Origin of the sequence: Streptomyces sp. NPDC051555 (assembly GCF_044454405.1) — a bacterium.
Taxonomy (GTDB): Bacteria; Actinomycetota; Actinomycetes; order Streptomycetales; family Streptomycetaceae; genus Streptomyces.
Genome location: NZ_JBITDP010000001.1, coordinates 950,522 through 968,442, shown reverse-complemented (window position 1 = coordinate 968,442; position 17,921 = coordinate 950,522). Strand labels below are relative to the sequence as shown.

Annotated in this window: 13 protein-coding genes and 1 pseudogene; 4 read left to right on the top strand and 10 right to left on the bottom strand. The window is 72.9% G+C overall.

Annotated elements, in window-relative coordinates; translation table 11 throughout:
- Positions 1 to 76: 76 nt before the first annotated feature.
- The 4 genes from ACIBEA_RS04070 to ACIBEA_RS04055 form a co-directional block, all read right to left on the bottom strand.
- Complete coding sequence (locus tag ACIBEA_RS04070; protein WP_399257659.1) at positions 77 to 1,285, bottom strand: enoyl-[acyl-carrier-protein] reductase FabV; 1,209 nt, start codon at positions 1,283 to 1,285, stop codon at positions 77 to 79.
- Positions 1,286 to 1,541: 256 nt separating this feature from the next.
- Positions 1,542 to 2,636: a glutamate--cysteine ligase gene (locus tag ACIBEA_RS04065; protein ID WP_399257657.1), complete on the bottom strand. Its 1,095-nt coding sequence runs from the start codon at positions 2,634 to 2,636 to the stop codon at positions 1,542 to 1,544.
- A gap of 112 nt (positions 2,637 to 2,748) precedes the next feature.
- Positions 2,749 to 2,952 carry a cold-shock protein gene (locus tag ACIBEA_RS04060; RefSeq protein WP_328929665.1) on the bottom strand — a complete coding sequence of 68 codons (204 nt, stop codon included), beginning with the start codon at positions 2,950 to 2,952 and terminating at the stop codon, positions 2,749 to 2,751.
- Positions 2,953 to 3,188: 236 nt separating this feature from the next.
- Entirely contained in the window at positions 3,189 to 4,109 is a 921-nt protein-coding gene (locus tag ACIBEA_RS04055) for an alpha/beta fold hydrolase (protein ID WP_399257655.1), read from the bottom strand.
- A gap of 189 nt (positions 4,110 to 4,298) precedes the next feature.
- Here ACIBEA_RS04055 and ACIBEA_RS04050 point away from each other — a divergent pair, with 189 nt between their 5' ends.
- Positions 4,299 to 4,841, top strand: coding sequence for an EF-hand domain-containing protein (locus tag ACIBEA_RS04050; RefSeq protein ID WP_399257653.1), 543 nt, complete (start codon positions 4,299 to 4,301; stop codon positions 4,839 to 4,841).
- 199 nt (positions 4,842 to 5,040) lie between these two features.
- Here ACIBEA_RS04050 and ACIBEA_RS04045 read toward each other — a convergent pair whose 3' ends face one another.
- Positions 5,041 to 5,535: a GNAT family N-acetyltransferase gene (locus ACIBEA_RS04045; protein ID WP_399257651.1), complete on the bottom strand. Its 495-nt coding sequence runs from the start codon at positions 5,533 to 5,535 to the stop codon at positions 5,041 to 5,043.
- Between the two features lie 142 nt (positions 5,536 to 5,677).
- Here ACIBEA_RS04045 and ACIBEA_RS04040 point away from each other — a divergent pair, with 142 nt between their 5' ends.
- On the top strand, positions 5,678 to 6,583 hold the full coding sequence (locus ACIBEA_RS04040; RefSeq protein ID WP_399257649.1) for a hypothetical protein: 906 nt from the start codon (positions 5,678 to 5,680) through the stop codon (positions 6,581 to 6,583).
- A 90-nt stretch (positions 6,584 to 6,673) separates the two neighbouring features.
- Here ACIBEA_RS04040 and ACIBEA_RS04035 read toward each other — a convergent pair whose 3' ends face one another.
- Positions 6,674 to 7,411 (bottom strand): TetR/AcrR family transcriptional regulator, encoded by a 738-nt coding sequence (locus tag ACIBEA_RS04035; RefSeq protein WP_399257647.1) that lies wholly within the window; start codon positions 7,409 to 7,411, stop codon positions 6,674 to 6,676.
- 127 nt (positions 7,412 to 7,538) lie between these two features.
- Here ACIBEA_RS04035 and ACIBEA_RS04030 point away from each other — a divergent pair.
- Positions 7,539 to 9,054: pseudogene (locus tag ACIBEA_RS04030) on the top strand (MFS transporter).
- A 66-nt stretch (positions 9,055 to 9,120) separates the two neighbouring features.
- On the opposite strand, the gene ACIBEA_RS04025 reads toward ACIBEA_RS04030, so the two are convergent.
- From ACIBEA_RS04025 to ACIBEA_RS04015, 3 genes are all read right to left on the bottom strand, one after another.
- A complete protein-coding gene (locus tag ACIBEA_RS04025) occupies positions 9,121 to 12,549 on the bottom strand; it encodes a molybdopterin-dependent oxidoreductase (RefSeq protein ID WP_399257645.1) in 3,429 nt (1,142 codons plus the stop codon).
- A 110-nt stretch (positions 12,550 to 12,659) separates the two neighbouring features.
- A complete protein-coding gene (locus ACIBEA_RS04020; RefSeq protein WP_399257643.1) occupies positions 12,660 to 12,998 on the bottom strand; it encodes a hypothetical protein in 339 nt (112 codons plus the stop codon).
- A 115-nt stretch (positions 12,999 to 13,113) separates the two neighbouring features.
- Positions 13,114 to 13,665: a nuclear transport factor 2 family protein gene (locus ACIBEA_RS04015; RefSeq protein WP_399257641.1), complete on the bottom strand. Its 552-nt coding sequence runs from the start codon at positions 13,663 to 13,665 to the stop codon at positions 13,114 to 13,116.
- A 332-nt stretch (positions 13,666 to 13,997) separates the two neighbouring features.
- Between ACIBEA_RS04015 and ACIBEA_RS04010 the strand changes: the two genes are divergently transcribed.
- Entirely contained in the window at positions 13,998 to 14,726 is a 729-nt protein-coding gene (locus ACIBEA_RS04010; RefSeq protein ID WP_399257639.1) for a DUF4232 domain-containing protein, read from the top strand.
- Between the two features lie 71 nt (positions 14,727 to 14,797).
- On the opposite strand, the gene ACIBEA_RS04005 is transcribed toward ACIBEA_RS04010, so the two are convergent.
- Positions 14,798 to 17,623, bottom strand: coding sequence for a hypothetical protein (locus tag ACIBEA_RS04005; protein ID WP_399257637.1), 2,826 nt, complete (start codon positions 17,621 to 17,623; stop codon positions 14,798 to 14,800).
- Positions 17,624 to 17,921 lie beyond the last annotated feature (298 nt).

Genomic DNA, 17,921 nt, shown 5'->3' with positions numbered 1-17,921 from the left:
CGATTGACCCGTTTGGCCGCCGGCGACCACCCGGACGAGCCCCGCCGACCGCTCCGGCTCGGCGTTACGGGCCCTCTCAGCCGGTCTTCCGCGGCGCGGGCACGGGCCAGCTCACGGTGGTCTGGTCGGGGCGGCCGTAGTCCACGCCGTCGAGGCCCCATCCGTACAGTTCGCGCAGCTGGGCCATGAACCAGGCGGCGCCTTCGGGCGAGCGCGCCAATCCGGCGTGCGGGTCGGCCCACAGTTCCCGGACCAGGTCCTGGACCTTCGGGTCGAGTTCCCAGCCGTCGAGCCGGATGCGGCCCTGCTCGTCGGTGACGCGTGCCGTGGTGCCGGTGAGCTGGTCCCACAGGTCCTCCGCCTGCTGGGCGGTGGTGCGGAAGCCGTCGCCGAGGACGGTGTGGAGGAAGGCCGTGTACAGGGCGATGGAGGGGATGGCGCTGGAGGCCTGGGTGACGGCGGCGCCCGCGACGACGGTGAAGGCGCGCTGCGCGCCCGCCAGCACCGTCTCGTTCAGCTCGCCGGCGGTGTTCTCCAGGTGCTCCTTCGCGGCGCCGATGGTGCCCTGGCGGTAGACCGGGGCGGTCAGTTCGGAGCCGATGTAGGTGAGCGCGGCGGTGGTGAAGCGCTCGGCGAGCAGCGCACGCGCGGCGAGCGCGCGGACCCACAGCCGCCAGTCGGCGCCGCCCATGACCTGCACGGTGTCGTGCGCTTCCGCTTCGGTGGCCGGTTCCAGGCGGATGCTGGTGACCGCGGGGGCGGCCTGGGAGAAGTCGAGCGCGGGGGCCTGGTAGGGCTGCCCGAGCGGCTTGATCACCGAGTGGTGGACGGTGCCGGTGGCCGGGTCGGTGCGGCGGGGCGCGGCGAGGCTGTAGATCAGGTGGTCGACCTGCCCGAACCGTTCCTCGACCAGGTCGAGGACCTCGGCCTTGCCCGCGTCGGAGAAGGCGTCGGTGTTGACGAAGAGGAAGTCGTTGCCGGCCTCTTCGACGAGGCGGGCGGCGGCCGCGGTGCGGTACCAACCGGCGGTGGCGGTGCGGCGCTCGGTCTCGGCGCCTTCGAAAGCGACGCCGACGCCCCGGATCCCGTGCTGGCGCAGGCCGGTGAGGAGGGTGGCCAGGCCGTATCCGGCGCTGTGGCCCAGGAGGAGCACCACCGGGCTGCTGCCGTCGCTGCGGGCCGGGATCCGCTCCCACATCCGCTCGACGGTCTCGGCGGAGCCGGTGGGGTGGGAGTTGACGATCAGGAAGCCGCGCTGTTTCGGGTCGATCTGCCGGAGGCTCAAGGGGTGGGGTCCGTTCCGCTGGTGCCGAGTGGGTGCGCCCTGGGCGGTGTGCCCTGGTGGGTGTGTTGGTTCGAGGTGCCCTCTTCGGGAGCGTATCGGCGGCGCGGGACGCTCACGCGTACGAGCGGGCTACGGAGAATCGGCCCCCGCGTTGTGGGGTCCGGCATTGAGCATGCCGCGCGCGTATGAAGCGCGCGTATGAAGGATGTTGATCGTCGGATCACAGGTGTGCCGGCGAACGTTGCCCGACGCGGCACTAGCTTCCGGCCCCCGCCGCGGTGATCAGGTCGATGAGGCCCGGCAGGCCGGCTTCGGCCAGTGCGCGGCGCTGCCGGTCGGCGGGGGTGCCTTCGCGCAGGAGGCGGTGGATGAGGGCGCTCACCTGGCGGAGGTCGCCCGCGGCCTCCAGGGCCGGGGTGATGTGGCGCAGCAGCGAGCACAACGTGTCGCCGCTGCTGTGCGGGCGCCCGTCCCGGTCCGTCAGCGTGCCGTTCAGCCCGTACCGGGCCGCGTGCCAGGTGCCCGCTTGCAGCAGCTCCGGATCCAGCGTCGCCGACGGGGCGCCGGCCTCCTCCTCGGCGATCGCCGTGGCGACCAGGGCGCGGACGATCCCGGCGAGCATGACCGCGTCGTCGGCCCGCAGTTGGACGTCCAGGCAGCGCACCTCGACGGTGGGGTAGCGGTCGGACAGCCGGGCCTGCCAGTACACCTGGCCCCGGTCGGCGATCACCCCGGCGGCCACCAGGGCCTCCAGGCGCCGTTCGTAGTCGGCGGCGTCGGCGAAGGCGGGCGGCGGACCGCTGACGGGCCAGCGGCCGAAGACGATGGTGCGCCAGCTCGCGAACCCGGTGTCCCGGCCCTCCCACACGGGCGAGTTGGCGGACATGGCCAGGAGCGTCGGCAGCCAGCCGCGGATCCGGTTCAGCACCGCGATGCCCGTCAGCGGATCGGGAACCGCCACATGGACGTGCATCCCGCAGATGAGGTGCTCGTCGACCAGTTGCCGGGCCGCGCCCCCGATCCGCAGGTAGCGCGGCGTCTGCGTCACGGGTACGGGCAGGGGGCCCCGCAGCGGCGCGGCGCCCGTGGCCGCGATCCGGCAGCCGCTGTCCTCGGCGGCCGAGGCCACGGCGTGCCGCAGGCGCAGCAAGTGGCCCCCGACCTCCGCCAGGCTCGTGCACACGGCGGTGGCCACCTCGACCTGGGCCTGGAGCAGCTCGTCCTGCACCTCGTCGGGGTCCGCGACCGCGCCGAGGCCGGCGGCCCGGCGGACCTCCTCGCCCAGGGGTGCGGGCAGCCCCGTGGCGGGGTCCAGGAGGACGTACTCCTCTTCGACGCCGACGGTGATCACGTGACGCGGCTACCCCGGATGCGCCGTGATCATTCCTACGGGACGTCGCCGTACAGCACTCCGCCCGCCCCGGGGTCCATGACTCCGGGGCGGGCGGACGGTTCCGCGCAGATCAGGCGGCGGTGATGTTCTCCGCCTGCGGGCCCTTCTGGCCCTGCGTGATGTCGAAGGTCACGGCCTGGCCCTCCTGCAGCTCACGGTAGCCCGTGGAGTTGATGTTGGAGTAGTGCGCGAAGACGTCGGGGCCGCCGCCGTCCTGCGCGATGAAGCCGAAGCCCTTTTCGGAGTTGAACCACTTCACGGTTCCGCTGGCCATGATGATGCCTCTCAGTCGATGTCGGATCCGCACCGCGCGGACCCGGAGGTGATCGCCCTGGTCCGGCACTGCACAGCAAAACGCCCACGCCAGGGCGCGGGCAGGAACTGCGAACCACGACAGCTGGAACAGAAGCTACACGGCGAATGCGCCCGTCACCAGAGAGCTACGATCACCGCTTGCAGACGATTCTCGGCGCGGGGATCGCGCGGGTCCACGTCGCGGTCGCGACTGTGTCAGTTCCCCGGCCCGCGCGGCGCCCGTACGGCACCGGCCTCGGCGCGGTGGACGTGGTCGGCGATCAGGCCGGCGACCTCGGGCCACAGCTCCTGCGGCAGGTGGTGGGCCATCTCCTCCAGCACCACGAGTTCGGCCCCCGCGACGGCGGCGGCCGTGGCCCGACCACCGCTGACGTCGCACACGAGGTCGCGGGCGCCGTGCACCACGAGGGTGGGCACGCGCAGGGACCGCAGCCGCGAGGTCCGGTCGCCGGTGGCCACGACCGCGAGGCCCTGGCGCTGCATGCCGAGCGCGTCGTAACCGCGGTCGAAGACCCGTCCGGCCCGCTCGGCCGCGGCGGGCCCGTCGAACGGGAGGGTGGGCGACGCGGCGAGGCGCAGGGCCCGCACCTGCCACCGCACGAACCCCTCCCGGTCCGGCGGCGGCCCTCCCAGCCCGGCGAAGAGCGAGAAATCGGCCACCCCCACACCCGGTTCCCCGGTCGTGGCCATCATCGAGGTCAGTGACCGCACCCGGTCCGGATGCTCGATCGCGATCATCTGGGCGATCATCGCGCCCAGGGAGGATCCGACGAGGTGCACCTCGGTCAGCGCGAGCGCGTCGAGCAGGCCGACGGTGTCGGCCGCCAGGTCGGAGAGCGAGTAGGACGCCGTCGAGAGGTCACCCGCCAGGGCCGCCGGGAAGTCCGGCACGGGCGCGTCCGGGAAGTGCGTCGAGCGGCCGCTGTCCCGGGTGTCGAACCGGATCACCTGGAGGCCGCGGTCGACCAACTCCCGACAGAACCCTTCCGGCCAGTTGATCATCTGCGCTCCCGCTCCCATGATCAGGACGGCGGGCGGCGCACCGGGGGCGCCGAAGCGTTCGTAGGCGAGGTCGATGCCGGCCGGGCCGACGTCGCGCGCTGTGCGTTCCGACATGACCGGCACGGTATCCCGTGCCCGCTGCGCGCGTCGGCACCCCGCCGCCCCGCGGGTGACCCTTCGCATGCATGTGCCGCTGGGAACGCGGGTGCACCCCGCCCTAGAGTGACGCGCTGCCCACCGGCCCGGGGCGGTGGGCAGGGTACGACGGGTTCACGATGCGTTCGGCGACGAGGGAGGCCGCTCATGGCCAGTGCGTTTCAGGAGCGCAAGCTCCGGGGGATGTTCGCGGCGTTCGACGCGGACGGGGACGGCTACCTGCGCGAGGAGGACTTCAGGGCGCTCGTCGCCCGGTGGAGCCTGCTCCCGCGCGTGGGGGCCGGTACGGGGCTGCGCGCGCGGGTGGAGGCCCTGCTGATGGGGTGGTGGGCGGCGCTGCTGGAGGCCGGGGACGCGAACGGCGACGGCGCGGTCGACATGGCCGAGCTGCTGTCCCTCGTGGACCGGTTGCCCGCCATGGTGGCCGACGTCACCGCGACCGCGCACACGGTCTTCGACGCGGTGGACACGAACGGCGACGGCCGCATCTCCCCCGAGGAGCACCACCGGCTCGTCGAGACGTGGAACGGCCGCCCCGTCGACGTGGCGGGCGTCTTCGAGCGGCTCGACCTGAACGGCGACGGGCACCTCGACCGCGCGGAATTCGCCACGCTGTGGCAGCAGTTCTGGATCAGTGACGATCCGGCGGAGCCGGGCAACTGGCTGTGCGGCCGGATCCCCGAACAGTGAGGCAAGTCGCCGCCGACACCTCATCAACTCCCTTTCTAGGCAGGGAACTTCGCCCCTATCCGCCTCGGCTGGCCGTGAGCGGCTCGCGGCCCTCGCCGAGGCGGAGCCGCACCGCTCCGCCATGAAGTCGATGCGCCCGACGATGAGCGAGGACGCCCAGGGGGACCCGATCGGCTGATCCGACCGGTCCGGTCCCGTCTCAGGCGTCCTCCTCCTCGACCTTGAAGGTATGGAACCCGCGACGGTGGTAGTTGGGCAACGCGTTCGCGTTGTCCGCGGAGGACGTGTGCAGCCACACCCTGCGCACCCCCGGGACCATGTCCCACGCCTGCCGGATCGCGAGCGTCAGCGCATGACCGCCGAGACCCTTGCCGGTGAATTCCGGCAGCAACCCGAACGTCCTGATCTCCACGTCGCCGTCCGGGTGGACGTCGTAGCAGACCGCGCCGGCCGGCTCGTCCGCCAAGGTCAGCAGCCAACACGTGCGCTCCGGGTGCTCGACGAACCACGCCCGCCACTCCTGCGGGCCGCGCCGGGCACTGCGCCAGTGGTACGGCGCCCCGATCCTGGCCATCACGTCGGAGACCGGCGACAGGTCCCCTGCGACGGCGACCAGGGCCATGCCCGGGGCCGGTGTGCCGGGAACGAGCCGGCTCCGGTCGGTCATCTCGACGTACGTCACGGTCTTCTTCACCCGAGGCAGGCTACGTTCCCCCCACTCATGCGTGCAGGCCGCCGGAGGAGTGCGACGAAGTTTACGGGGAAGGAACTGCGGGTGTCCGATGGCGCATAGCATCTGGCAGCAACACCGTGAGGTACGAGGAGAGTGAGCCGCAATGGCCGACGAGCCCGACAGCACGCCCATCCACAACGTGTACGCGCAGCGGTTCGCCGCAGATCTCGAAGTCAACCGCAAGGAACAGGAAACCATCACCGCGCAGCTCACGGATCTCGGGGCTCGCCTGGCGCAGTTGAAGTCCGACGAGGGCTGGCTCTCCGGCATGCAGGGCACACTGCCCGCGGCGCCGGTGGCACCGGCACCCGTGACACCGGACGCCGACACCACGGTCGTTCCCCGGCCCCGGACGGCGAAGAAGGCCACCGCGGTCACCGCGGGTACGGCGGGCAAGGCGGCCACCAAGACGGCACGCCCGAGGAAGACCGCGGCCAAGACCCCCGCCCCGGCCCCGGTGGTGGCGGACACCGCCGCCGTCACGGAGACCACCGCGCCCTCGAAGGCCGCCACCCCGGCCAAGGTCGCCGCTCCGACCAAGGCCGCCACCCCGGCCAAGTCCACGGCGCGCAAGACCCCCGCGCGCAAGACCGCGGCGCCCGCGGCGAAGGCGAGCACCGAGAAGGCGGCGAAGGCGAGCGCCCAGAAGGAGCCCGCGACGGCTGCGGCGACCGGCGCCACGGAGCCCCCGCGGCGCGAACTCGTCCTGGCCCTCCTCGTCAGCGCCGCGGAACCCCGCATGGTCAGCGAGGTCGCCGGCGAACTGGCGCAGGCACACCCCGAGCGCCCCGCCTCCACCCAGGTGGTGCGCAACACCTTGGAGCTCCTCGCCAAGAAGGGGCTCATCGAGAAGGAGAACAAGCAGGGTTCGGTCATGTACTCCGCGCCCCGGCCCGGGACACCGGAGCAGGCTGCCGCGGCGACCCCGGCAGCCGGTGCGACCACCCCGACCGGGACGACCGGCTCGGCCGATGAAACCGCTGCCGCCCCCGCTCCCGTAGGGGTCTGATCCGGCGGCGCCCGCCGCTCCCCGGCGACCTCCGCGGTCGTCCGGGGTGCGGGCGCGCGGGGTCGCGGCCGTCCGGGGAGCGGTGGTGCGTTACGCGGCCGGCGGCAGCCGCAGCGCCAGGCCGTCGAGGACGACCTCCAACCCGTAGGCGAACTTGACCTCGCGGATCTCGGCGGGGTCGACGTCCTCGACCGGGGCGTAGGCCTCGGTGAGGTGCTCGTGGTCCGCCACCGCCACCCGCGCGGCGGGCATGAGGCGGGCGACGAATCCGGCTTCGGTCTCGCCCGAGCGCGCGACGGTGGTCAACCACGCCGCCTCGGTGGTGCTCATGCCGATGACGTAGCCCAGGACCGTGTCGATCGCACGGCTCGGCTCCGGGAATCCGGCGGCGGCGAAGAGCGCCGCCAGCCGGTCGGAGAAGGACATGAGGTTCGGGCCCAGGTAGGCGAGGCCCGCCTGGCCGAGGACCGAGGCCAACCAGGGGTGGTCCAGGGCCGTACCGCGGAAGGACAGGGCGGCCTCGCTGACGGCCGTGCGCCAGTCCTCCCGCGCGCGCTGCGGTGACGGGACGAGGATTTCGGCGCAGACCTCGTCCACGGCCAGCTCCATCAACTCCTCCTTGGTCGCGACGTGCCGGTACAAGGAGGTCGCGCCCGCCTTCAGCCGGGCGCCGAGCTTGCGCATGCTGAGCGCGTCGATGCCGTCGGCGTCCAGCACGAGCACCGCCTCGCGGACGATCGCGGCCCGGTTCAGCGCGGGTTGCTGCGCCTCTCGCTGCTGACGGGCCCACACGGACGGGATCGCGTTCGCGTCGCTCTTGGCGGTCATGAGGACTCCTCTTCTGCGCACATCGTTCGCATCCAGCGTACACATCTCGATTCTTGCGCACACTGTTCCGCAATGCGTACAGTGTGCGCAACGAAGGAACGGTGTGCTCAGCCCGGAAGGACGTCCCATGGAAGCCCGCAACCCACGTCGTTGGTGGATCCTCATCGTGCTCTGTCTCAGCACACTGGTCCTGGTCGTCGACAGCATGGCCCTGACCGTCGCGGTGCCGTCGATGACCGCCGACATCGGTGCGAGCGCCCAGGACACCCAGTGGATACTCGACTCCTACATCCTGGTCTTCGCGGGGCTGTTGCTCACCGCCGGAAGCCTCGGCGACCGCTTCGGCCGTCGGAAGGTCATGGTCATCGGCCTCCTGCTCTTCGGGGTGGCGTCGCTGGCCGCGACCTACTGCACCACGCCCGGCGAAGTCATCGCCGCACGCACCGCGATGGGCGTCGGCGGCGCGCTGATCATGCCCTCGACCCTGTCGATCCTCATCACCGTCTTCGACGAGGAGGAACGCGGCAGGGCGATGGCCGCCTGGGGCGCGGTGTCCATGCTCGGCCTGGTCGGCAGCCCCGTGCTCGGCGGCGTCCTGATCGACCACTTCTCGTGGCACTCGATCTTCTTCATCAACGTCCCGGTCGTCGTCCTGGCCGTCCTCGCCGCCTTCACCCTCATGCCGGAGTCCAAGGGACCGTGGCAGAAGCCCGATCCGCTGGGCGCGGTGCTGTCGGCGGTCGGCATGACCGCCCTGATCTGGTGGATCATCGAGATCCCGCAGCACGGTGCCTTCGACGGCCGCTCCGCCGTCACCCTGGGCGTCGCGGTCGTCGCCCTGGCCGGGTTCGTGGTCTGGGAGAACCTCACCCCCTCGCCGATGGTGCCGCTGGCGCTCTTCAAGCACCGCAACTTCAGCGGTGGTTCGCTCTCGCTGACGCTGGTGCAGATCGGCAACGGCGGCCTGCTGCTGGTCCTCACCCAGTACCTGCAGTTCGTCCTCGGCTACTCGCCCGTCAAGGCCGGTCTCGCGTTCGTACCGCTCGCCGTCGCCGCGCTCATCGGCAACGGCGCCGGGGCCGGGCTCGCCGCGAAGGTGGGCAACCGCCTCCTGGTGCTGACCGGCATGGTCGCCATGGCCGCCGCCTTCGGCCTGCTGGCCACCGTGTCGGCCACCACGGGCTTCACCGTCCCCGCCGTCGCCCTCGGCCTGCTCGGTCTCGGCGCGGGTCTGGCGATGCCCGCCGCGGTCGGGGCCCTCATGGGGACCATCCCGCAGGAGAAGGCCGGCGTCGGCTCCGCCCTCAACGACACCATCCAGCAGGCCGGTACGGCCCTCGGCATCGCCATCCTCGGTTCGCTCCTGACCAGCGGCTTCACCCGGCAGATGCCGGCGAACGCCCCCGAGGCGGCGAAGCACTCGATCGGCGGTGCGCTGGAGGTGGCCGGGGGCGACGGCGGCCTGGTCCGGGCGGCCCGGGACGCCTTCACCACCTCGATGTCGATCGACCACCTTCACCATCAGCGCGATCGGCGTCCTCGCCGCTGCCGTCCTCGCCGCCGTCGTCATGCGGGACGTCCGGCCGCAGCCCGCCGCGGCCACCGCCGGGGCGGCAGCCGAGAAGGGCGAGCTCGTCGCCTGATCCGCCGCCCGGAAGGCGGGACGGCCGGTGCCCCGACGGGCACCGGCCGCCGTGCGTCACGGGGCCTCAGGCGTCCAGGGTCAGGTCGCTCGCGGGGACGGACTGACAGGTGAGGCAGTCGTCCTCGGGGAGGCCCTCGGACGGCGTGACGAGGTGGGTGACCGCGCCCTTGAGTACGGGGGTCACGCAGCTTTCGCACTGGCCCACACGACAGCCGCTGGCCATCCTCACCCCGGCCCGCTCGCCGAGGGCCAGCAGCGTTCCGTCCCTCTTGGTCCAGGTGACCTCCTTGCCGGACCGGCCGAAGCGGACGGTGAAGGAGGCGTCGTCGGGGACGGTCACCTCGCGGACGGCGGGGCGGAACTTCTCGCTGAAGACCTCGAAGCGGGGCACGCCCCGGAGCTTCAGCGCCCCGGTGAGGGCGTCCGTCATCGCGGCGGGACCACAGAGGTAGAAGCGGGCCCGCCCTTCGAGGAGCGCGGGGTCGATGTGGTCGGCCGTGATGTGGCCGGCGACCGTGTGGTCGACGCCCGGGCGGTCCTGCGCGAGGGGCCGGGCGTAGTGCGTGACCACGCGCAACACCGGTATCGACGCCTGGAGTTCGCGCAGCCGCGCGCGGTACGGGTGGTCGGCGGAGTTGGCCACGCCGTAGTGGAGGACGACTTCGGGGACGCTGCCGCCGGTGGCGGCGAGGGTTTCGAGGTAGCTCATGAAGGGTGTGATGCCGATGCCGCCGGCGAGGAGGACGACCGGGTGGTGGGTGTGGGTGGGGATCGCGAACACACCGGCGGGGGTGGCCAGGTGGAGCCGGTCCCCCACCTCCAGCTCCCGGTGGACGTAGCCGGAGAAGCTGCCGTCGGGGACGTGCCGGATGCCCAGGTGGTAGGCCGTACGGTCGGCCTGGAGCGCGGGGCCGGTGAGGGAGTACGAGCGTGCGCCGCGCTCCCGCGTGACGACCCCGGCGGCGTCCTCGGCGCGGACCGTGAGGTGCTGTCCCGGTCGGTAGTCGGGCAGGGCTCCGCCGTCGGCCGGGGCGAGTTCCAGGGTGCGTACGCCCTCCCCCTCCGCCCCGATCGCGGTGACGGTGAAGGGACGGGTACCGGACCAACTGGGGTCGCTGCCCGCGGGCAGCGGCCGGATCTCGCACACCGACGAGCGCAGGGGGACGCCCCCGCTGAGGGGGTCGGTGACGGTGTGGTCGATGAGGCCGTTGATGTTGCTGCCCGTCGCGGACAGTGGATCGGAGCCGGGGAGCGCGAGGTCGGGCGCGGCCTGCCACCAGCCGTACTCGGCGACGACGACCCCCGGGTGCAGGGACGCGTCGAAGCGCGCCCGCAGGCGGATGCTGCCGCGTGCGGTGGCCAGTTCGACCCACTGGCCCTCCCCGATGCCGCGGGTCTCGGCGGCCCGCGGGCTCATGTCGACCATCGGATCCGGGGAACGACGGCGCAGGGAGGTGATCGAGCGCTGCTGGCTGTGGACGAAGTAGCCGCTCTTCGCGCTGGTCAGGACGAGGGGGAAGGCCCGGCTGGTCGGCGCCGGGTCGACGTGCACGGGGACGGGCGGGTAGCCGTGGGCGGCGAGGCGCCCGGAGTACAACTCGACCCTGCGGGTGGGGGTGTCGAAGCCCCGGACCGTGCCGTCGGGGCGGGGGCGCGCGTACCGGTGGTGGGTGGCGGGCTGCTCCACGCGGATGCCGCCGGGCCGGGCGCGCAGTTCCTCGGTGGTCAGGCCGAGGGGCTGGAGCTGGTGGTTCCAGGCGGCTTCGATGTCGCCGTCGAAGAACAGCTCGCCCAGGCCCAGGCGGCGGGCGAGGTCGAAGACGATCTCCTGGTCGGATCGGGAACCGCCCTGGGGCTCGACCATCCGCTGCCGCAACTGGACGTGTTCCTGGGCGCGTTGGTCGATGTCGAAGCCGAAGCGAAGGGCCTCGTGTTCCCAGGCGCTGTTGACCGGCAGGACGATGTCGGCGGTGCTGCTCGTGGGGGTGTGGAACAGGTCGGCGTGGACCTGGAACTCCAGCTCCCGCAGCGCTTCGGCGGTCAGGTCGGAGCCGGGCTGGCTCATGACCAGGTTGGAGCCGAAGCCGATCACCGCCCGGATCCGGTACGGCTCGCCGGTCAGGATCGCCGTGCGCAGGTCGCCCGCGTTGATCCAGCCCGAGGCGGGCGGGCCGAGCGGGTGCTTGTCGATGCCGAGCGCCTTGGCGCGCTGCTCCGGGGCGAGCTGCCCGGGGTGGGTGGCCGGGGTGTACGGGGGGAAGGCGACCTGCCGGTTGCCACCGGGTGCGTCGAAGGAACCGGTCAGGGCGAAGAGGGTGGCCAGGGCGCGCTCGATCTGGCTGGCGTTCGCGTGCTGCGCGACGCCCGTCCAGCCGTAGTACGCGACGGTGCCGGCCTCGATGATCATGTCGGCCAGCGCGCGCACCTCGCCCTCCGGGATCCAGGTGGTCCGGGCGACCCGGTCCAGCGGCCACTCGGCGCACGCGTCCGCGTACAGCTGGAAGGCGGGCACGCAGGTGACCGGCCCGTGGGTGGTCTCGATGCGGTGGCCGCCCCGGAGGGCGAAGCGCTCGGGGCGGTCGGCCGCGCGTGCGGTGTCGTAACCGGCGGGGGCGTCCGCCTCCTGGTCCCAGACGACGAAGCGGTCCGCTCCCGCCGCTCCTTCCCCGACGCCTTCCGTGAGGCCGTCCGTGACGTCGGCGGCCCGCAGGAAGTCCTCGGTGTCGGCGCGGACCAGCAGCGGGGCGTTGGTCCAGCTCCGGACGAAGGCCTCGTCGTAGTCGCGCCCTTCGATGAGGAGGTTGGCCAGGCCGAGGGCGAGGGCGGCGTCGGCTCCGGGGCGCATCCGCAGCCAGGCGTCCGCCCGGAGGGTGCTGGTGGAGCGGCGCGGGTCGATGACGGCGAGCTTCGCCCCGGCGGCCGTGGCGGCGCCGAGGGCGGCGGACTGCGCCAGCCAGGTCTTGGCCGGGTTGAACCCCCACAGGACGACGAGGTCGGCGGCGGCGTAGTCGGGCGGCGGGAGCGGGGCGCCGAAGGTGAAGAGGTGGGCGCCGTCCCGGTACCAGTTGCAGATCTCGGTGCTGTAGACCGTGTTCGGGGACCCGAAGGAGCGGACCAGACGCTCCAGCCACTCGATGGAGTCCGAGATCGCCGACGCGCTCGGCGAGGCGACGGCGAAGGCGACCGCTTCCGGGCCGCTCTCGTCCGCGATCGTGCGCATCCTGGCGGCGATCTCCGCCATGGCCTCGTCCCAGCCGATCGGGACCCAGCCCGGGTCGGGGTCGGACTTCGGGCGGGTGCGGCGCAGCGGTGTCGTCAGCCGGCCGGTGGAGTGGGCGATCTCGGGGGCGGCCCGGCCCTTGGGGCACATGGCGGCGCCCGTGGGATGGTCGGGATCCGGGCGCACACCGGTGAGACGGCCGTTCTCGACGGTGTACAGCGCACCGCACTTCGACTTGCACAGGGTGCAGAAGCCCTGCTTCTCCTCGGTCATCCGACGTCCAGCCCTTCGTCACGGGTGCTCCCCCCAGTGGACACCGCGCGAGGGGCCCGCGGGGCTTGCCGACCGTCACCGGGGACAGGGCCGAAGGTCCCGCGCAGGCCCTACAGCGTGAACGCGAGCAGGACCACGATCACCGGCGGGACCAGCGCGATCCACCCGGCGTAGCGGCGGACCGGGGCGTACCCGGGGCGGCGGGGGAACAGCCAGGAGGCCACCACCAGAAACGGCGTCACCGTCCAGCTCGCGAACCAGCAGGCCATGATGACCGCCAGGGTCGCTTCCAGGCTCCGGGCGCAGTCGTCGGGGCCGCAGCCGTCCGTGGCCATGGGGGCGACGGCGCCGTAGAGCAGCGCCAGGGGTACGAGGAGCACGGCCAGCCCCGTCGCCCACAGGGGTTCGCTCACTCGGGCGGTGCTCGCACTCTCGGTCGATTCGTCCATGGGCACAGCCAAGCCGCACCGGGGCCCGCGCGCGTGAGCGGTCGTACTCAGTCGCGGGGGCCCCGTACTCACTCGCGCGCCTCGCCGTGGGTGTACGGGGCCGGCTCCGCTGCGGTCAGTGGGTGGGCGCGGGCGGGGTCCAGTCGGCGGGGAGGCCGGACTGGGCGAGGACGGCGGCGAGGCTGTAGTGGTCCTCGTCCGAGGCGATCCGGCAGTGGTTCGCGTCGAGGTCGAGCAGCGTGGTCATGGGGACGGCGAAGGGCTTGGGGGCACCCTTGAGGTGGCCGGAGTAGACGGCGTCGACGGTGACGCGGTCGCCCTCGCGGTGGGTGGCGCGCACGGTGACGTGGACGTTGGCGATGAGGCCGTCGGCGCGGGCCTTCCAGCCGGAGATCTCCCGCGGGCCGCGGAAGGTGACGCCCACGCCGAGGTCGACATAGGTGCCGTCGGCGGTGAACAGGGCGCCGAGCGCCTGCGGTTCGGTGCCGTTCCAGGCACGGGCCAAGTCGGCGACGATCCTCGCCGGGCGCCGGTCGGCGCCCGCGGCATGGACGGCCGGGGCGGTGGCGGCGGTGACGGCGCAGAGGGCCGCGGCGGTGGCCAGTACCGTCGCGGCACGGGACGGCCGGGAGGTGGGGGCAGAGGTCGAGGGCATGGGCTTGGGCATGGTGCGGTTCCTTCACATGTGGCTGTTACGGGGGCGGTTGCGGGCGTCGGCTCGGCTTCGGTCCGCCGTGGCGGCCGCACCGGTCATGGGACACAGCCTCGTGCCGGGGGGTGTCCACTTTCCACGCCGTCCCGGGGCGGGGAGTGTCCATCGCTGTCCGCACCCGTCCACCCGCATCGCGCCCCCGGTACGGGTCCCCCGGTCCGCTCGACGGAACCGTAACCGCCACATACGAGAGGTGTAACGGTGCTCCTCACAGGGGTGCGACCGACGCCTCGGCGGGCATCCTCTTCACATACATCCCAGCAGGTCAGAAGCCACGGGGGCTCGCCATGCGCACGTACCGGAAGACCACCCACGCCCGCACGCTCGGCGCCCTCGGCCTGGCCGCCGCCCTCCTGGCCACCACCGCCTGCGGACCCGGCGGCGACAAGGCCGGGAGCGCGCAGTCGCCGACGTCCTCCGCGTCCCCCTCCGCATCGTCTTCGACCACCACGTCGGCGCCGACCGCGCCCTCGGCACCCGCGTCCTCCTCCACCAAGCCCTCCGCCGAGCCCGCCGCTTCGGCCTCCTCGCCGGGTCGTCCGGGCGAGGCCGAGGGCGACTCCAAGGGCGTCGACGGCAACTGCTCCGACGACGACACGCGGGTTTCGGTCGAGTGGGCCGTGCCGCCCGTGAAGGACGACTCGAAGCTCCTGCTGACCGTCACCAACGTCGGTACCAAGCCCTGCGAGCTGCGCAGCTACCCGGTGCTGCGGCTGGAGAACGGCCACGGCCGTCTCGTGGGCGTCTTCACCGGTTCCAAGCCGCGGACGGCGGTGACCCTCGCCCCCGGCAAGCAGGCGTACGCGGGCCTGCTGCTGCGCCAGGGCAACAAGGAGGCCGCCACCCTGGTGACCGACATGGCGCTCGCACCGCACGGTCAGAGCCCCACCGCCAACACGGGCGAGGGCCTGCTCCTGCAGATGCCGAAGGGCGGTGTGTACGTGGACGACAAGGCCCGCGTGACGTACTGGAACAGCGGCTCGGAAGCCGCCGTGTCGCCGCTGTTCGCCCACTGAGGCACACCGACCCAGGGAGCCGTGGGGGCCCAGGTAGCCCTGGGCCCCAGGAGCCTCGTGCGCGGATCCGATCAGCGTCGGACGGCGTCCTCGACCCTTCCCGTCAGGAGGGGGCCGTCCGGCCACTCGCCCTCCTCCTGATAGATCTTCACCTGCATCCGCAGTACCTCTTCGGGCTCGGCCCGCGCGTCGGCGAGGGTGGGGACGGCCACCTCGGTGCTCGTCCGCCCCTTGGGGACCGTGACCCAGAGGTAGGAGCCGTTCTCGGACAAGGGCCGATCCGGGTCCGGGGACTCCCCGAGGCCGGCCAGCCATTCCTCGCCGACGTCCTTCGTCGAGAGCTCCGTGCCCGCACCCACCGGCACGATGACGAACGGCGTTTGCACCATGGTGTCCGCCGGAGCGGACAACTCGACCTTCCAGAGCAGTTTTTGACCCTCGATCACCCTATCCGCGACCGGTTTCACGGAGATCGTGGGCATGGGGTCGTCGTTCTTGACGAGGACACCCCCGGAGGCACTGCCGACCGCCGCGCCGCGCACGGCCTTGGCCGCGACCGCGTGGTTGCGGTCGTTGTCGTAGCGGGAGTTCCCCGTGACCGTGAGCGACACCTCCGTGGTGCGGCCGGCCGCCACCGTCACGGTGCGGACCGCGGCCCTGCCCGTCCCCGGGTCCTGCACGGCGAGCTTGATCACCCCGCTCCCCTTGCCGGTGACCTGCACGGGCACCCGGTAGGTGCGGGAGCCGGAGTCGCCCTCCTGGACCGTCAACCGGCCGATGTCGACGCGCGGCAGCGCGACCGGGTGGACCGCCGGGGTGCCCGGACGCCAACCCCACGCGTCCATCAACCAGAGCGCGCCGGAGCCGCTGCGCGGGGTGAGCTCCAGCGACCTGGTCCGCTTCAGGTCGACACCCGCGCTCGAGGCGGCCCCCAGCGGTACGCGGACCTCGCGCGCCCAGTGCGCGACCGTCGCGGTGGATCCGGGGAGGCCGTCGACCGTGACCTGACCGAGCGTCACCCTCTTGCCGGAGGTGTCGGTGAGGGCCACGTCGAGCAGGGTTCCCCGAGTGTTCGGCGGCACGATCACCCGCAGGGCCAACGCCTCGGAGCCCGCCAGCGAGAAGGCGCGCTCCGGCGTCAGCCGGACCGGGGTGCCCGGCGCGCTCCAGCGTGCCGTGATGGCGTTGCGGCCCGGATCGGTGTCGGTGACCGTCCAGGAGGCGAAGTGCGGGGACTGCCCGGCGTCGGAGGCCGTCATGCAGGCTCGGGCGGCGTCCCTGGTGACCTGCTGGCACACGCGCCCGTTCGTGACCGCGAGCGGGGCGTCGGGCGAGATCGCCCCGGTGCGGTTGCCGCCGACCGCGTGGGTCAGTACGCGTGCGGGGTCGGCCGAGGGCGCGCGCCGGTCGGAGCCGTCGAGCAGCGGACGCACCCCGTCGTCGCCCGCGAGGAAGAGCCGTGCGGCGGCGGCGATGTAGGTGCCGCCCGCCTTCTGCTGCTGCGCTGCGGTCAGCCGGGTCGCCGCCCCGGTCGAGCAGACGGGATCCGCCTCGTCGCGGAAGTCGTCGGCGGCCGGGCCCTCGGCCTGGCCCGGGGTCCACTGCGTGTTGAAGAAGTTGTGGTTGGCGCCGACCACGTACACCGCGCTGTGCAGCGCCGCGCCCTGGCCGATCCCCCGGGTGCCGTCGAGGTAGACCTGCCCTTGAAGGTCGCTCACGTCGCCGTCACAGCCCGGCAGGATCGTCATGGACGGGACGTCGGGCGTGGGGTTCTGGCCGAAGAGGGTGGGGCCGATCATGACGGTGCCGCGGATCCGCCAGTCCACCGGTCCGCGGTAGCCGTCCTCGGCGGCCGGTGGCGGGGACAGGCTGTCGAGGGCGGCCCGGTTGACGCCCTCCCCGCCCCGGGAGTGACCGACCAGGAGCACCTTCGACAGGTCCGCGCGCGCCGTCGCCCGTACGGCCTCGGGGGCCCCTCGGGGATGCGCCGACCACTGCGCCCAGCGGGCGAGGTGCTGGCGCACGAGCGAGGACCGGGCCTGCGCACCGAAGTCGGCCGTGCGCCCGTCCTGCGCGTTGATGCCGTTCGCGGAGATCGAGATCGTCACGTAGCCCTGGGACGCCAGCAGTTCCTGGTCGTGCAGGTGGCCGCGGTAGCTCGGGAGCTCCTTGTCGCCCGGCGTGCACGGCCACTGCATGCCCGCCCTGTTCTTGCCGGGTTCGTAACAGGTGGCGTTGCGTCCGTGGAGGAACAGCGCCAGCGGTCGTTCGCCCGGTGCGTCGGTCGGGCCGACGACCGTGGCGCGCATCTCGACGGGCACCGCGTATCCCGGCAGTCGCACCGGCTCCAGGGCGTATTCGCCGCTGGTGGTGCGGTACGCGCCCGGGACGCCGGGGTCGACCGGGCCCGCGGGGAAGGGGATGTGCGGTTCGGTCGCGGTGAGCGAGCGCCGCGGGTTGGGAGTCCGTCCGGCGCCGGGCGCGTCCAGCCTCCGGGAGCCGGCGACCACCTGGAGGTCGCCGGCCGGTCCGAGCTGCTCCCCGTCGAGGCGGAGCCGGAAGGTGCGCTGGTCGGCGGAGGCGGTCGGTACGCCCAGGGTCCGCTTCCCCGAGCGGAACTCCACCAAGGCGCCTCCCATGCCCACGGGTTCGGCCGACCTCCAGACCAACTCGCCGCCCTCCAGGCGCCACCCCGACGGCAGCCGCTCTCCGGAGGATCCCGGGGGCGCCGTGGATATGGGGGCGCCTGTCGCGGATGTGGGAGCGGCTGTCGGCTGCGCGTGCGCCGCCTCCGGCACGCCCGCCGCCAACGCCGCGACCGCCAGGGTCGCGGTCAGCGCGCGTAACACCAGTCTCACGTGTTCTCTCCTCGTCGTTGGCCTCGGCGGGGGTCGCATCCGGGTGCGCCCGGGCAGGACCCGGGCACTTCCCCGCACGCAAGTGGACGTTTCGAGGCGCGATCGGTTGCCGGTGCGGGCGCACACGTGGCCCGGGCGACCGAAAGGGGCTGCCGGGGAGGTGAGTTCCGGCCGATCCGCACCGAACTGGCCGTGCGGCGTCCGGTGTGCGTTCACCTCCCGATCACCTCATGGTTCAATGACATGTGAAATATCACATGTCATAGCCCGGAGCGAAAGCTCCGGGCGTGACCCCTGTCCGTGACCGATGTTCGTCACCCCTTGCAAGGAGAACGCT

Excerpts from the sequence above, each read along its gene's own strand:
- ACIBEA_RS04035 (WP_399257647.1), bottom strand. The coding sequence starts at position 7,411 with ATGACCGCCAAGAGCGACGCGAACGCGATCCCGTCCGTGTGGGCCCGT.
- ACIBEA_RS04050 (WP_399257653.1), top strand. The coding sequence starts at position 4,299 with ATGGCCAGTGCGTTTCAGGAGCGCAAGCTCCGGGGGATGTTCGCGGCG.
- ACIBEA_RS04040 (WP_399257649.1), top strand. The coding sequence starts at position 5,678 with ATGGCCGACGAGCCCGACAGCACGCCCATCCACAACGTGTACGCGCAG.
- ACIBEA_RS04025 (WP_399257645.1), bottom strand. The coding sequence starts at position 12,549 with ATGACCGAGGAGAAGCAGGGCTTCTGCACCCTGTGCAAGTCGAAGTGC.
- ACIBEA_RS04060 (WP_328929665.1), bottom strand. The coding sequence starts at position 2,952 with ATGGCCAGCGGAACCGTGAAGTGGTTCAACTCCGAAAAGGGCTTCGGC.
- ACIBEA_RS04010 (WP_399257639.1), top strand. The coding sequence starts at position 13,998 with ATGCGCACGTACCGGAAGACCACCCACGCCCGCACGCTCGGCGCCCTC.
- ACIBEA_RS04020 (WP_399257643.1), bottom strand. The coding sequence starts at position 12,998 with ATGGACGAATCGACCGAGAGTGCGAGCACCGCCCGAGTGAGCGAACCC.
- ACIBEA_RS04005 (WP_399257637.1), bottom strand. The coding sequence starts at position 17,623 with ATGCGACCCCCGCCGAGGCCAACGACGAGGAGAGAACACGTGAGACTG.
- ACIBEA_RS04055 (WP_399257655.1), bottom strand. The coding sequence starts at position 4,109 with ATGTCGGAACGCACAGCGCGCGACGTCGGCCCGGCCGGCATCGACCTC.
- ACIBEA_RS04015 (WP_399257641.1), bottom strand. The coding sequence starts at position 13,665 with ATGCCCAAGCCCATGCCCTCGACCTCTGCCCCCACCTCCCGGCCGTCC.